The 13,186-nt window shown below is 70.0% G+C and carries 13 protein-coding genes; 5 read left to right on the forward strand and 8 right to left on the reverse strand.

Annotated features, from left to right (window positions below; translation table 11 throughout):
* Position 1 precedes the first annotated feature (1 nt).
* Entirely contained in the window at positions 2-2,653 is a 2,652-nt protein-coding gene (locus tag W7U_RS12025) for a circularly permuted type 2 ATP-grasp protein (RefSeq protein ID WP_008258265.1), read from the forward strand.
* Here W7U_RS12025 and W7U_RS12030 read toward each other — a convergent pair.
* The 3 genes from W7U_RS12030 to W7U_RS12040 are packed head-to-tail and all read right to left on the reverse strand — an operon-like array spanning position 2,650 to position 5,326.
* The gene (locus W7U_RS12030; protein WP_008258266.1) at positions 2,650-3,321 is read right to left on the reverse strand and encodes a DUF6629 family protein; all 672 of its coding nucleotides are present in this window, start codon (positions 3,319-3,321) and stop codon (positions 2,650-2,652) included. The two genes, W7U_RS12025 and W7U_RS12030, sit on opposite strands and share 4 nt — an antisense overlap.
* 15 nt (positions 3,322-3,336) lie before the next feature.
* Positions 3,337-4,392, reverse strand: coding sequence for a putative zinc-binding metallopeptidase (locus W7U_RS12035; protein WP_008258267.1), 1,056 nt, complete (start codon positions 4,390-4,392; stop codon positions 3,337-3,339).
* Complete coding sequence (locus tag W7U_RS12040; RefSeq protein ID WP_008258268.1) at positions 4,385-5,326, reverse strand: transglutaminase family protein; 942 nt, start codon at positions 5,324-5,326, stop codon at positions 4,385-4,387. The genes W7U_RS12035 and W7U_RS12040 overlap by 8 nt, the downstream gene beginning before the upstream one ends.
* A 98-nt stretch (positions 5,327-5,424) precedes the next feature.
* Between W7U_RS12040 and W7U_RS12045 the strand changes: the two genes are divergently transcribed.
* Positions 5,425-5,814 carry a hypothetical protein gene (locus W7U_RS12045; protein ID WP_008258269.1) on the forward strand — a complete coding sequence of 130 codons (390 nt, stop codon included), beginning with the start codon at positions 5,425-5,427 and terminating at the stop codon, positions 5,812-5,814.
* A 3-nt stretch (positions 5,815-5,817) separates the two neighbouring features.
* Here the strand turns inward: W7U_RS12045 and W7U_RS12050 are convergent, their stop codons facing one another.
* From W7U_RS12050 to aspS, 3 genes are read right to left on the reverse strand one after another with little or no spacing between them, the layout of a single operon-like run.
* Entirely contained in the window at positions 5,818-6,885 is a 1,068-nt protein-coding gene (locus tag W7U_RS12050; RefSeq protein WP_008258270.1) for an FUSC family protein, read from the reverse strand.
* A 3-nt stretch (positions 6,886-6,888) separates the two neighbouring features.
* Positions 6,889-7,323 carry a nitroreductase family deazaflavin-dependent oxidoreductase gene (locus W7U_RS12055; RefSeq protein WP_008258271.1) on the reverse strand — a complete coding sequence of 145 codons (435 nt, stop codon included), beginning with the start codon at positions 7,321-7,323 and terminating at the stop codon, positions 6,889-6,891.
* On the reverse strand, positions 7,320-9,095 hold the full coding sequence (aspS, locus tag W7U_RS12060; RefSeq protein ID WP_008258272.1) for an aspartate--tRNA ligase: 1,776 nt from the start codon (positions 9,093-9,095) through the stop codon (positions 7,320-7,322). The genes W7U_RS12055 and aspS overlap by 4 nt, the downstream gene beginning before the upstream one ends.
* A gap of 62 nt (positions 9,096-9,157) precedes the next feature.
* Between aspS and W7U_RS12065 the strand changes: the two genes are divergently transcribed.
* From W7U_RS12065 to W7U_RS12075, 3 genes are read left to right on the forward strand one after another with little or no spacing between them, the layout of a single operon-like run.
* On the forward strand, positions 9,158-10,045 hold the full coding sequence (locus tag W7U_RS12065; RefSeq protein WP_180831740.1) for an oxidoreductase: 888 nt from the start codon (positions 9,158-9,160) through the stop codon (positions 10,043-10,045).
* A gap of 9 nt (positions 10,046-10,054) precedes the next feature.
* Positions 10,055-10,552 (forward strand): SRPBCC family protein, encoded by a 498-nt coding sequence (locus W7U_RS12070; protein ID WP_008258281.1) that lies wholly within the window; start codon positions 10,055-10,057, stop codon positions 10,550-10,552.
* 9 nt (positions 10,553-10,561) lie between these two features.
* Positions 10,562-11,440 (forward strand): neutral zinc metallopeptidase, encoded by an 879-nt coding sequence (locus tag W7U_RS12075; protein ID WP_008258283.1) that lies wholly within the window; start codon positions 10,562-10,564, stop codon positions 11,438-11,440.
* A gap of 13 nt (positions 11,441-11,453) precedes the next feature.
* Here the strand turns inward: W7U_RS12075 and W7U_RS12080 are convergent, their stop codons facing one another.
* Both W7U_RS12080 and W7U_RS12085 read right to left on the reverse strand, forming a co-directional pair.
* Complete coding sequence (locus W7U_RS12080; RefSeq protein WP_008258284.1) at positions 11,454-12,338, reverse strand: dihydrodipicolinate synthase family protein; 885 nt, start codon at positions 12,336-12,338, stop codon at positions 11,454-11,456.
* A gap of 36 nt (positions 12,339-12,374) precedes the next feature.
* A complete protein-coding gene (locus W7U_RS12085; protein ID WP_008258286.1) occupies positions 12,375-13,172 on the reverse strand; it encodes an aldolase in 798 nt (265 codons plus the stop codon).
* Positions 13,173-13,186: the final 14 nt, after the last annotated feature.

Here is a 13,186-nt window from a genome sequence, read left to right on the forward strand (position 1 = left end):
AATGGCGTTTGCGGACATGACATTCGGCACCGGTGCGGCCCCGGCCGGCGGCCGCTACGACGCGGACCGGTTGCTGGCCGGCTACCGGGCCGCCCGCGCCCAGCAAGCGCTCTTCGATCTGCGGCGCGGCCCGGCGAGCGGCTACGACGAATTCGTCGACCCCGACGGCCACGTGCGCCCGGCGTGGGCCGAGGTGGCCGACGCGATCGCGGAGCGCGGCCGCGCGGGGCTGGACCGGCTGCGCTCGGTGGTGCGCGGGCTGATCGACAACGACGGCATCACCTACACCGACGTCGTGCCCGGCGGCCGTGGCCAGGAGCCGAGGCCCTGGCAGCTGGACACGCTGCCGCTCGTGCTGTCCGCGGCCGACTGGGAGATGCTCGAGGCGGGGCTCCTGCAGCGGTCCCGGGTGCTCGACGCCGTGCTCGCCGACCTTTACGGGCCGCGCAGCCTGCTCACCGACGGTGTCCTTCCGCCTGAGCTGCTGTTCGCCCACCCCGGCTACGTCCGTGCCGCCAACGGCATCGAGATCCCCGGGCGCCACCAGCTTTTCATGCACGCCTGTGACGTCAGCCGGCGTCCCGACGGCGCCTTCGTCGTCAACGGCGACCGGACCCAGGCGCCCTCGGGGGCCGGCTACGCGCTGGCCGACCGGCGCGTGGTCGCGCACGCCGTTCCCGACCTCTACGAACGCATCGCGCCGCGGCCGACCACGCCGTTCGCCCAGGCGCTGCGGCTGGCGCTGATCGACGCGGCACCCGACGATGCCCAGGACCCGGTGGTGGTGGTCCTGTCCCCGGGCATCTACTCCGAAACCGCTTTCGACCAGGCCTATCTGGCCACCCTGCTGGGCTTCCCCCTGGTCGAGAGCGCGGACCTGGTGGTGCGCGAGGGCATGTTGTGGATGCGCTCGCTGGGCACCCTGAAGCGCGTCGACGTGGTGCTGCGCCGGGTTGACGCCGACTACACGGACCCGCTGGATCTGCGCGCCGATTCGCGCCTCGGGGTGGCCGGTCTGGTGGAGGCACAACACCGCGGCACGGTGACCGTCGTCAACACGCTGGGCAGCGGGGTCCTGGAAAACCCTGGGCTGCAGCGTTTCCTGCCCGCCATGGCCGAGCACCTGCTGTCGGAGACCCTGCTGCTGCCCAGCCCGCCGGCCTACTGGGGCGGCATCGCCTCCGAGCGTTCGCACTTGCTGGCGAACCTGGGGTCCCTGCTGGTGAGGTCGACGGTCGGCGCGAAAACCCTTGTCGGACCGGCGCTGTCGTCTACACAGCTGGCGCGGTTGGCGGCCCAGGTCGAGGCGGCGCCGTGGCAGTGGGTCGGCCAGGAGCTGCCGCAGTTCTCGTCAGCACCCACCGATCACGCCGGAGCGTTGTCCTCGGCGGGCGTCGGCATCCGCTTGTTCACCGTCGCCCAGCGGGGCGGTTACGCGCCGATGATCGGCGGCATCGGCTACGTGCTGGCGCCCGGGGACGCCGCCTACGCGTTGAAAACCGTTGCGGCAAAGGATGTCTGGATCCGGCCCACCGAGCGGGCGCGGGCCGAGGCGGTCAGCCCGCCGAGCGTGGAACCGCCGGCGAAGACGGCCGCGGGCACCTGGGCCGTCAGTTCCCCGCGCGTGTTGTCCGACCTCTTCTGGATCGGCCGCTACGGCGAGCGCGCCGAAAGCATGGCGCGGTTGCTCATCGTCGCCCGCGACAGGTTCCACGTGTACCGGCACCACCAGCACAGCGAGGAAAGCGAGTGCGTGCCGGTGCTGATGGCCGCGCTGGGCCGCATCACCGGAACCGACACCGCGGCCGACGGCGGCGGCGACCACGCCGAGATGATCGCCGTCGCCCCCTCGACGCTGTGGTCGCTCACCGTCGACCCGCACCGCCCCGGCTCGTTGGTGCAGTCGGTGGAAGGCCTGGCGCTGGCCGCCCGCGCGGTGCGCGACCAGATGTCCAACGACACGTGGATGGTGCTGGCCGCGGTGGAGCGCGCGCTGGCGCTCGACAGCGAGCCGCCGGACTCGCTCGCCGAGGCCGACGCCGCGCTGAGCCGGGCGCAGGCCCAGACGCTGGCCGGGATGCTGACCCTGTCGGGGGTGGCCGCCGAGTCGATGGTGCGCGACGTGGGCTGGACGATGATGGACATCGGCAAGCGCATCGAACGCGGCCTGTGGCTGACCGCGTTGCTGCGGGCGACGCTGACCGTGGTGCGCGGGGCCGCCGCCGAACAGACCGTCATCGAATCCACCCTGGTGGCGTGCGAGTCCTCGGTCATCTACCGGCGCCGCACCGCGGGCAAGGTCAGCGTCTCCGCCATGGTCGAGCTGATGCTGTTCGACGCGCAGAACCCGAGATCGCTGCTGTACCAATTGGACCGGCTGCGCACCGATCTCGGGGACCTGCCCGGCTCGTCGGGCTCGTCGCGCCCGGAACGTCTGGTGGACGAGATCGGCACCCTGCTGCGCCGATCCCATCCCGCGGCGCTGGAACGGGTCGGCGACGACGGGCGGCGCGCCGAGTTGGCGGACCTGCTCGGCGCGGTCCACGCCGAGCTGCGCAACCTGGCCGACGTCATCACCACCACGCAGCTGGCCTTACCCGGTGGGATGCAACCACTTTGGGGTCCCGACGTGCGCCGGGTGATGCCCGCCTAGCCGGTCGGCGATGCCTCCCGCTCCGCGGCGACGCCGTGGTAGCGGTGCGGGTCGGGCAGCCGCCGGCGCCGCACCATGTGCACCAGCGCCAGGACCGAGAGCGTCGCGGCGTAGATGCACCACAGCGACGCGAACGCGTGCACGTAGAGGACGGCAACCACGCTCAGCCCCACCAGGTTCGCTATCCCGAACACCACGATGGAGCGATAGCCCGACATCACCGCGGGCCCGATGACGGCGATGACGTAGAGCGCCGCCCACACGTAGCCGCCCCGAACGCCGGTCTGGTACTGCAGCGCATGGGGACCCATCGTCACCGTGACCGGGTCGGTGAGCACGACGACGGCGAGATAGACCGACACGACGGTGCCCAGCACCGCAAACGGCGCCACCCGGAGCCGGGCGCCGCTCGGTTCCAGCGCCAGGATCGCCCACGGAACCAGCGCGGGAAGCAGCGGCAGCGCGATGAAGACGTAGGCGAGCATCGCCAGGTGTTTCATCCCCGGGGAGACGACGTCGTTGGGCCACACCGCCGCCTCGATGAACTGATGGACCGAGAACACCGTCGGCAGCAGGGCGAAGGGCACTTCGCGCCAGTGCTTCACCTCGCGCAGGGTCGCCACGGCGACGGGCACGAGGGCGGCGCCCACCACCAGATCCGCCGTCATCGAGAAGCACATCGGCTAACCCGCCACGGACGCGGGTCCCCGGGACTCCGACGTTGCCTCGTCGACGACGGTGTGGATGAACTTCATCTTCTCCAGCACCGCGGCCGGCAACACGAACGGGTACAGGTCGTCGTGCCCCATCGACCGGTTCACCATGTTCAGTGACCACGACAACGGCAGCCACATGTCGATGATCGTCTGAAATGCGCTGGGCCCCAACGCGGGGCGGTCGAAGGTGGCCGACGCCGCCGCCAGCCCGCACCACGCCGAGGTGTCCAGCGCGTCCCGGATGTGCAGGTAGTGGGCGAACGTCTCGGCCCAGTCCTCGCTCGCATGCATGGTGGCGTAGGACGACACGAAGTGGTCCTGCCAGCCGTTGGGCGCGCCCTCGCTGTAGTGGCGGTCGAGCGCCGCCTGGTAGTCGGCGTCGGGGTCGCCGAAGAGCTCGTTGAACCGCTCCAGGCGGTCGCGGTACGGGGCGATCAACCGGTAGTAGTAGTAATGCCCGATCTCGTGGCGGAAGTGGCCCAGCAGGGTCCGGTACGGTTCGTCCATCTCGACCCGCAGCTGCTCGCGGTGCACGTCGTCACCCTCGGCCAAATCGATTGTGATGACCCCGTTCTGGTGCCCGGTCATCACGTTTTCGTGTGCGCTGGACAGCAGCCGGAAGGCCAGCCCGTAGTCGGGATCCTTGTCCCGCCCGACGATCGGCAGCTTCAGCTCGTGCAGCTCGGCGATCAGCCGTCGTTTGGCCGCCTCGGCCCGGGCGAACTCGGCCAGCCCGACGGTGTCGGCGTCGTTGGGCCGCTCGGCGGTCAGCGCGCACGACGCGCACAGCAATCGCGGGGTGTTGACCGGCACCAGCCAATTGCATTCGGCCACCTGAAGATTCGCGCACAGCTGGTACTCGCTGGCGGGCACGACGCCGGCGTGCTCGGTGGCCTCGCCGTCGGAGATCACCAGCAACGCCATCTGCTCGAGCGAAAAGCCCAGCGCGCTGCCGCAATTCAGGCACGTCGAGTTCTCGAACGTCAGGCGCTGGCCACAGTTGGGGCAGGTGAAGTCACGCATGCGAGAAGTCGCCTTCGATGGGGTCTGAATAGGGCACCACGTCGACGGCGACGTCGATCACGCTGTGCTGCGAGTCGGTGTAGATGATGCCGCGCAGCGGCGGGACATCCGCGTAGTCGCGGCCGCGGCCCACCACGATGTAGCGCTCGTCGATCATCTGGTCGTTGGTGGGATCGAGCCCCAGCCACTCGAATTGGCCGGGGTCCTGCGGAGTCCACACCGCGGCCCAGGCGTGCGTGGCGTCGATGCCGATCATCCGATCCTTTCCGGGCGGCGGGTCGGTGGCCAGGTAGCCGGACACGTAACTGGCCGCCAAACCGTTGGCGCGCAGGCAGGCGATCGCCAGCCTGGCAAAGTCTTGACATACCCCCTCCCGGGCCGCCAGAACCTCGGCGACACCGGTGGAAATCGTCGTCGACCCCGACCGGTAGGTGAAGTCGGTGAAGATCCGCGACGCCAGATCGCGCAGCACCTCGATCAGCGGGCGTCCGGGCGTGAAGCTGGGCGCCGCGTACTCGCGGACCTCGTCGGTGATCTCGGGCGGATCCAGGTCCAGGGTGAACTCGGCGGCCAGCGCCCCGATCCGTCCCGCCGGCCGGGCGTCCTCCCACGGCTGCACGGCCGCCCCGGCGGCATACAGGCCCGGCGCCGGCGGATAGACGTCGACGACCGAATCGCTGACCACCTTCAAGATGCTGTGCGGCTCGGTCACGTGGAAGTAGGAGCTGATGTTCCCGTAGGTGTCCGTGCTGGTGGAGCTGTCGGCGGGGGCGGGCTCGATGATCAGCCGATGGGCGACGCGGCGCTGCCGCAGCGAGTCGCGCGGGGTCAAAAACCCGCGGCCGTACGAGCTGGTCACGACGTCGGAGTAGCGGTATTCGGTGCGGTGGGTGACTCGATGCCGGCGGGCCGCCCCGGCGTCTGCTTCAGACACAGGCTGATCACATCACACACCGGGCCGCGACGGACTGCCGGCGGCGGCGGTTTGCCGATATGACGGCAACGGGCCGGAAACGGGAGCACAATCGAGGAGTGGCCACCTGGGACGAGGTCGCCCGCATCGTCGGCGAGCTGGCCCTCACCTCCGAGCCGTCGCCGCACGACTGGCGGGTCGGCAAGAAACTGCTGGCCTGGGAGCGGCCGCTGCGGCCCTCGGAACGCGAGGCCCTGGCCCGCAACGGCCCGGAGCCGCCGCGCGGCGACATCCTCGGCGTTCGGGTGTCCGACGAGGGGGTCAAGTTCGCGCTGATCGACGACGAGCCGCAAACCTACTTCACCACTCCGCATTTCGACGGCTACCCCGCCGTGCTGGTCAACCTGGCCGAGATCTCGGTGCGCGACCTCCAGGAGCTGATCACCGAGGCGTGGCTGACGCAGGCGCCGCGGAAGTTGGTGCAGGAGTTCTTGGCCGACTCGCGGTGAGGCTCACACGGGCCGGAGGTCGATGACCCGTTGCAGGTCGTCGATGCAGGCGCCGACGGCGTCGGCGAGGATCGCCTGGGTTTTCGCGCCGGCGCCCGACGGCAACTGCGACGCGTGATGGCGGGCCGACGCGGTGTATGCGCAGGCGCCGGCGGCGTCGCGGTCGGCGAGCGCGGTCGCGGCGGCGAGCACGACCAGCACCGTGTGCACGTGCGGGGCCGGGGGCTCGGGGCCGACGTCCGAGGCGGGGGCGACGGCGCGGGCCAGCTGCAGCACCGAGCCGGCCAGCAGGGCCACGTGCACGGCCTGGTGATCGGCGGCGTGCACGGCGTCGCGCAGGCCCCATCGGCGCGGGGCGATGGTGACGACGTGGCGGGCGGTGGTGCGCGCCTCGAGCAGGCCGCTGAGCTGTTCGTGCACCCGGTCGACGGCCGTCAGCGGCCAGTCGGGCGCGGCGGCTTTGCGCCCGGCGGCGACGTCGGCGGCGCGCGCCAAGACGTCGTGCAGCACCGCCAGCACGCCGACGCGCGCGCCGCGCAGCAGCGCCAGCGGGTCGGCGGGAAACAGCAGCACGGCGAAGACGATCGCCACCGCGCCGCCGATCAGCGCGTCGAAGATGCGTTCCAGCCCGACGCCGCCGTGGTAGAGGGCCAGCACCAGGATCGCCGACACGATGGTCTGGTTCGCGAACATCATCCCGTGCCCGATGAAGCCGCCCCCGATGAACACCGCGGCGCCGAGCGCGATGAACGCCGCGATCGCGATGGGCACCGCGCCGGGCCCGACCAGCCCCTGCACCGCCGAGCCCAGGCCGATGCCGAGGGTCACCCCGATCATCATCTGGATGGCGCGTTGCGCGCGCAGCACGTTGCTGGTCGACAGCGACACCGCGGCGGCGATCGGCGCGAAGAACGGTTGCGGGTGGCCGAGGACATCGTGCGTCAGGTACCAGGACACGCCCGCGGCCGCCGACGTCTGCACCAGGTTGAACCAGACCGCGCGCAACCGCTTGCCGCCCGCGCGCGCGGCGGCGAGGACCCTCGAGGGCACCGCCGGCCGCGAAGCGCCCACCGGCTAGGTCCGGATTAACTCGAACAGCGGAATCACCCTGCTGGTCTTGGCCTGGTACTCGGCGAACCCGGGCGCCGCGGCGGTGACCTTGTCGAAGAGAGCGTCGCGCTCGTCGGTCGGCAGCTCGCGAGCGGTCACGTCGAACGCGTCCGTTCCGACCTCGACGCGGGCGCTCGGGTTGGCCCGCAGATTGTGCACCCACGCCGGGCTGACCGGGGCCCCGGCGAAGGAGCCGATGACGATGAGCTTGCCGTCGATGTCGAAGTACGCCAGCGGGGACACCCGGGGCTGGCCGGACTTGGCGCCGGTCGTGTGCAGCAGCAGCAGGTTGGCGCCCTCGAACTGGCCGCCGACCTTGCCGCCGTTGGCGCGGAATTCGTCGACGATGGCCCGGTTGAAGGCATTAATAGTGTCGGTGTCCGGCAGGTGTTCGGTCATGCCCGGTCAACCTTTTCGGGCTTGGCGTCTATTCCGGACTCCTTGCGCTGCTGGGCGGTGATCGGCGCCGGCGCATCGGTGAGCGGGTCGACGCCGCCGCCGGTCTTCGGGAACGCGATCACCTCGCGGATGGAGTCGACCCCCGACAGCAGGGCGTTGATCCGGTCCCAGCCGAACGCGATCCCGCCGTGCGGGGGCGCGCCAAAGGTGAACGCCTCCAACAGGAATCCGAACTTCTCCTCGGCCTCGGCGTGGTCCAGTCCCATCACCGCGAACACCCGCTCCTGGATGTCGCGGCGGTGGATACGGATCGAGCCGCCGCCGATCTCGTTGCCGTTGCAGACGATGTCGTAGGCGTCGGCGAGCACGTTGCCCGGATCGGTGTCGATCGCGTCCTCATGCCCGGGCTTCGGCGAGGTGAACGCGTGATGCACGGCGGTCCACGCCCCGGAGCCGACGGCCACGTCGCCGGCCGCGGTCGCGTCGTCGGCGGGTTCGAACAGCGGCGGGTCGACCACCCAGACGAACGCCCAGGCGTCCGGATCGATCATGCCCAGCCGGTGCGCGATCTCACCGCGCGCCGCCCCCAGCAGGGCCCGCGACGGCTTCGGCGGGCCCGCCGAGAAGAAGACGCAGTCCCCGGGCTCGGCCCCCACGTGCGCGGCCAGGCCGTCGCGCTCGGCGTCGGACAGGTTCTTGGCGACCGGGCCGCCCAGCGTGCCGTCGTCGGCGATCAGCACGTAGGCCAGCCCGCGGTGGCCGCGCTGCTTGGCCCACTCCTGCCAGCCGTCCAGCGTCCGCCGCGGCTGCGAGGCCCCGCCCGGCATCACCACCGCACCGACGTAGGGTGCCTGGAAGACGCGAAATGTGGTGTCTTTGAAGAACTCTGTGCAGTCGACGAGCTCGAGTCCGAATCGCATGTCGGGCTTGTCGGAGCCGAACCGGCGCATCGCCTCGGCGTAGCTGATCCGCGGGATAGGTGTCGGGATCTGGTACCCGATCAGCGCCCACAGCGCCGAGAGGATCTCCTCGGAGATGGCGAGGATGTCCTCGGCGTCCACGAAGCTCATCTCCATGTCGAGCTGGGTGAACTCGGGCTGGCGGTCGGCGCGGAAGTCCTCGTCGCGGTAGCAGCGGGCGATCTGGTAGTAGCGCTCCATTCCCGCCACCATCAGCAGCTGCTTGAAAAGCTGCGGGCTCTGCGGCAGGGCGTAGAACGACCCGGGCTGCAGCCGGGCAGGCACCAGGAAGTCGCGCGCGCCTTCGGGTGTCGACCGTGTCATCGTCGGCGTCTCGATCTCGACGAAATCGTGCTCGGCCAGCACGCCGCGAGCGGCCGCATTCACCTTGGAGCGCAACCGAATTGCCGCGGCGGGGGCGTCGCGGCGCAGGTCGAGGTAGCGGTACTTCAGCCGGGTTTCCTCGCCGGCGGGCTCGTCGAGCTGGAAGGGCAGCGGCGCGCTCTCCCCCAGCACGGTCAGCGCGGTGGCGTTGACCTCGATCTCACCGGTCGCGATCTCGGGGTTGGCGTTGCCCTCCGGGCGGATCTCCACGACACCGGTGACCGCGACGCAGAACTCGGCGCGCAGCCGGTGCGCCTGGGCCAGCACGTCTTCGGCGCGGAACACCACCTGGGTGATCCCGGACGCGTCGCGCAGGTCGATGAAGATGACGCCGCCGTGGTCGCGGCGGCGGGCCACCCAGCCCGCTAGCGTCACCTGCTGCCCGGCGTCGCTACTCCTCAGCGACCCGGCGGCGTGGCTGCGCAGCACAAAAACACTCCCCTTTACGTTGGACGACAGATCAGTCTAAGGGGCGGTGTAGTTTCGCTCGTATCGCCACAAACATCGCACTCGTCGGTCCGGGCGCCGTCGGTACGACGGTCGCCGCGCTGCTGTCGCGGGCCGGACATTCGGTCGTAGTGTGCGGCCGCACCCCTCGCGAGAGCATCGAACTGCGGCCCGACGGCGCCGACCCGATCGTCGTCCCCGGCCCGGTGCACACCGATCCCGGCGAGGTTTCCGGCCCGGTGGACGTGGTGCTGCTTGCCGTCAAGGCCACCCAGAACGACCAGGCGGCCGGCTGGCTGGCCCGGCTCTGCGACGTCCACACCATCGTCGTCGTGCTGCAAAACGGTGTGGAGCAGGTCGAGCAGGTGCAGCCGCACTGCCCGCGATCCCCCGTCATCCCCGGCATCGTCTGGTACTCGGCCGAGACCCAGCCCGACGGCTGGGTGCGGCTGCGCGGCGAGGCGGCCCTGGTGCTGCCCAGCGGGCCCTCGGCGGAGACGGTCGCCGAACTGCTGCGCGGCGCCGGCTGCCGGGTGGACTGCGACCCCGACATCATCACCGCGGGCTGGCGCAAGCTACTCACCAACGCGCTGGCCGGGTTCATGGCGCTGTCGCGCCGGCGGTCGGGGATGTTTCGCCGCGACGACGTGGCCGCACTGTCGCACCGCTACCTCGCCGAATGCCTGGCCGTCGCGCGGGCCGAGGGCGCCCGGCTTCCCGACGGCATCGCCCACGAGCTGACCGACCTGTTCCGCAACGCCCCCGAGGACATGGGCACGTCGATCCTGACGGACGCGGAAAACCACCGGCCGATGGAATGGGACGTCCGCAACGGCGTGATCATCCGCAAGGCCCGGGCCCACGGCCTGGCCACACCGATCAGCGACGTCGTGGTGCCGTTGTTGGCCGCGGCGAGCGACGGGCCCGGTTAGATTAATTTCATGTTCCCCTGCGAGCGCGTCGACGTGAACTTCATCGAATCGGCGCCATTTGCGTTCCGCAACAGCGTCGACCTGGCCATCACCCCCGAGCAGCTGTTCGAGGTGCTCTCCGACGCGGCATCCTGGCCGCGCTGGGCGAAGGTAATCACGAAGGTGACCTGGACCAGCCCCGAGCCCCGCGGCGTCGGCACCACCCGCGTCGTGGAGATGCGCGGCGGCATCGTCGGCAACGAGGAATTCCTCGCGTGGGAACCCTTCACGCACATGGCTTTTCGTTTCAATGAATGCTCGACCAAGTCCGTGGCGGCCTTCGCCGAGGACTACCGCGTCGAGGCCATCCCGGGCGGCTGCCGGCTGACGTGGACCATGGCCCAGAAGCCGGCCGGCCCGGCGAAGCTGGCGATGGTCGTGGTCGGGCCGCTGCTGAACCTGGCCCTGCGCCGATACCTGCGCAACCTGCGTAGCTACACCGACTCCCTTGCGACCCGGCAACCTTAGGAGCGTGTCATGACCTTCAACGAGGGCATGCAGATCGACACCAGCGCAGCATCGTCGTCCGGCGGTGGCGGGATGGGGATGGCCGTCGGGGGCGGCGGCCTCGGGCTGATCATCCTGCTCGGGGCGCTGTTTCTGGGCGTCGACCCCGGTCGCGTGATGAACCAGCCGCAGACCAACACCGGCGGCTATTCCGCGCCCGGTTTCGACCTGAGCCAGTGCAAGACCGGCGCCGACGCCAACAAGTACGTGCAATGCCGCGTGGTCGCCACCGGCAATTCCGTGGACGCGGTGTGGCATCAGCTGATGCCGGGTTACACCCGCCCCCATGTGCGCCTGTTCAGCGACCAGGTGAGCACCGGTTGCGGACCGGCCACCACCGACGTCGGGCCGTTCTACTGCCCGGCCGACCAGACGGCGTACTTCGACACCAGCTTCTTTCAGGATGTGCTCGTCAAGCAGCTGCATTCCAGCAACGGCGCTTTCGCGCAGGAATACGTCGTCGCCCACGAATACGGTCATCACGTGCAGCAGCTGCAGGGCGACCTGGGCCGCGCCCAGCAGGGGGCCAAGGGCGCCGGCGGCAACGGCGTGCGCACCGAGCTGCAGGCCGACTGCTACGCCGGCATCTGGGCGCACTACGCAGCGACGGTCAACCAGAAGGACGGCACGCCGTTCCTGAATCCGTTGACCGACGAGGACATTCGCGACGCGCTATCGGCCGCCGCATCGGTCGGCGACGACCGCATCCAGAAACAGGCGACCGGGCGCGTCAACCGCGAAAGCTGGACCCACGGCTCGGCCGAGCAACGCCAGCATTGGTTCACCGTCGGCTATCAGACCGGTGACCCGAAGCAGTGCGACACTTTCTCCGCACCCGATTTGGGTTAGTAGGGCAATCGGGTTAGGCGCCAAGCAGTTTGCGCAGTTCGCCCCGGCCGGCCTCGTCGAGCGGCAACAGTGGCGCGCGCGGATCCCCGACCGGGAAGTCGAGCAGCTCCAGGCCGGCCTTGACGGTGGTGGCCAGCCCGCCCGCGACGATGAAGGTGAGCAGCGGCTTGAGGTCGTCATAGAGCTTCTGCGCCGTGTCGAGGTCGTTCGCGCGCACCGCCTCGTAGAGGTCGATGCAGGGCTGCGGCCGCAAACACGGTGCGGCCGTGCACCATCCGGACGCCCCGGCCTTCAGCGCGTCGAGCACCAGCGGGTTGCTGCCGTTGTAGAAGGGCAGCCGATTGCCGGACAGTTCGGCGATGCGCTGCATGCGGGTCAGGTCGCCGGTGGACTCCTTGACCATGGTCACGTTGTCGATGGATTCGAACATGCGCACCAGCAACTCGGGCGGCATGTCGACGCCGCTGGTGGCCGGGTTGTTGTAGGCCATGATCGGGATCGAGATGGCATCGCTGATGCTGCGGTAGTGCTGGAAGATCTCCCGCTCGGTCAGCTTCCAGTAGGACACCGGCAGGATCATCACGGCGTCGGCCCCGGCCTGCTGCGCGTAGGTGGCGCGCCGAATGGTCTTGGCGGTGGTCACATCCGACACACCGACCACCACCGGCACCCGGCCCGCGACGGTGGCGATGGTGGTGTCGACCACGGTGTCGAATTCGGGTTCGTCGAGATAGGCGAGTTCGCCGGTGCTGCCCAGCGGTGCGATCGCATGAACGCCGGCCGACACCAGCCGATCGACCAGCGCCGCAAGGCGTTTCGTGTCGATGCCGTCCCCAGAGAACGGCGTTACCGGGTAGGCGATGATGCCGTGGATCTTGGGCTCGGACGTTTGCGCCACAGGCGGGCTCCTCGGATTCGGTTGGCGGATAACGGGTTAGCTGGTCAGCGCGTCCGGGTGCCGGGCCAGGGCCCGGCGGGCGTAGTAGGCGAAGTTGGCGCGGCTGCGCTGCGGCGACAGTGTCCAGTCGTGGGCCTCGCGGGCCAGCTCCTCGGGTAGCTCTTTGACGGTGCCGGCGGCCATCGCGGCCAGCTGCAGTTTCGCGGCGCGCTCGATGAGGATGCCCAACGAGCACGCCTCCTCGACGCTGGCGCCGGCGATGACGTGGCCGTGGTGGGCCAGCAGGACCGCCTTCTTGTCCCCCAGCGCGGCGGAGATGATCTCCCCCTCCTCGTTGCCGACCGGCACGCCGGGCCATTTCTCCAGGAACGCGCAGTCGCCGTAGAGCGGCGTGGTGTCCATGTGGGACACGATCAGCGGAACTTCCAGCATCGACAGCGCGGCCACGTGGAACGCGTGCGTGTGCACGATGCATTGCACATCGGGGCGGGCGCGATAGATCCAGCTGTGAAAGCGGTTGGCGGGGTTGGCGATTCCGTCTCCCTCAAGGACGTTGAGGTCCTCGTCGACCAAAAGCAGGTTGGCGTCGGTGATCTCGTCGAAGCCCAGACCGAGCCGCTGGGTGTAGTAGGTGCCGTCCCGCTCGGCGCGGGCGGTGATCTGCCCGGCCAACCCGGAATCGTGCCCGGCGTCGAACAGGGCGCGGCACGTCAGGGCGAGCTTCTGGCGGGTGGTCAGCGGCGCATCGGCGGCGTCCTTGGATTGAAGGGCCGTCAACTGCTCGGCCGCGCGGCGCATCAAGTCGGATTTCGAATCGGTGAACGTGCTGGCCATAACGGGCTCCCTCG

Origin of the sequence: Mycobacterium sp. H4Y (assembly GCF_000364405.1) — a bacterium.
In the GTDB taxonomy this organism is placed as follows: domain Bacteria; phylum Actinomycetota; class Actinomycetes; order Mycobacteriales; family Mycobacteriaceae; genus Mycobacterium; species Mycobacterium intracellulare.

Bases quoted from the DNA above. Each gene is read 5' to 3' on its own strand.
- W7U_RS12025 (WP_008258265.1), top strand. From the start codon at position 2: ATGGCGTTTGCGGACATGACATTCGGCACCGGTGCGGCCCCGGCCGGC.
- W7U_RS12030 (WP_008258266.1), bottom strand. From the start codon at position 3,321: ATGACGGCGGATCTGGTGGTGGGCGCCGCCCTCGTGCCCGTCGCCGTG.
- W7U_RS12035 (WP_008258267.1), bottom strand. From the start codon at position 4,392: ATGCGTGACTTCACCTGCCCCAACTGTGGCCAGCGCCTGACGTTCGAG.
- W7U_RS12055 (WP_008258271.1), bottom strand. From the start codon at position 7,323: ATGACCGAACACCTGCCGGACACCGACACTATTAATGCCTTCAACCGG.
- W7U_RS12070 (WP_008258281.1), top strand. From the start codon at position 10,055: ATGTTCCCCTGCGAGCGCGTCGACGTGAACTTCATCGAATCGGCGCCA.
- W7U_RS12075 (WP_008258283.1), top strand. From the start codon at position 10,562: ATGACCTTCAACGAGGGCATGCAGATCGACACCAGCGCAGCATCGTCG.
- W7U_RS12085 (WP_008258286.1), bottom strand. From the start codon at position 13,172: ATGGCCAGCACGTTCACCGATTCGAAATCCGACTTGATGCGCCGCGCG.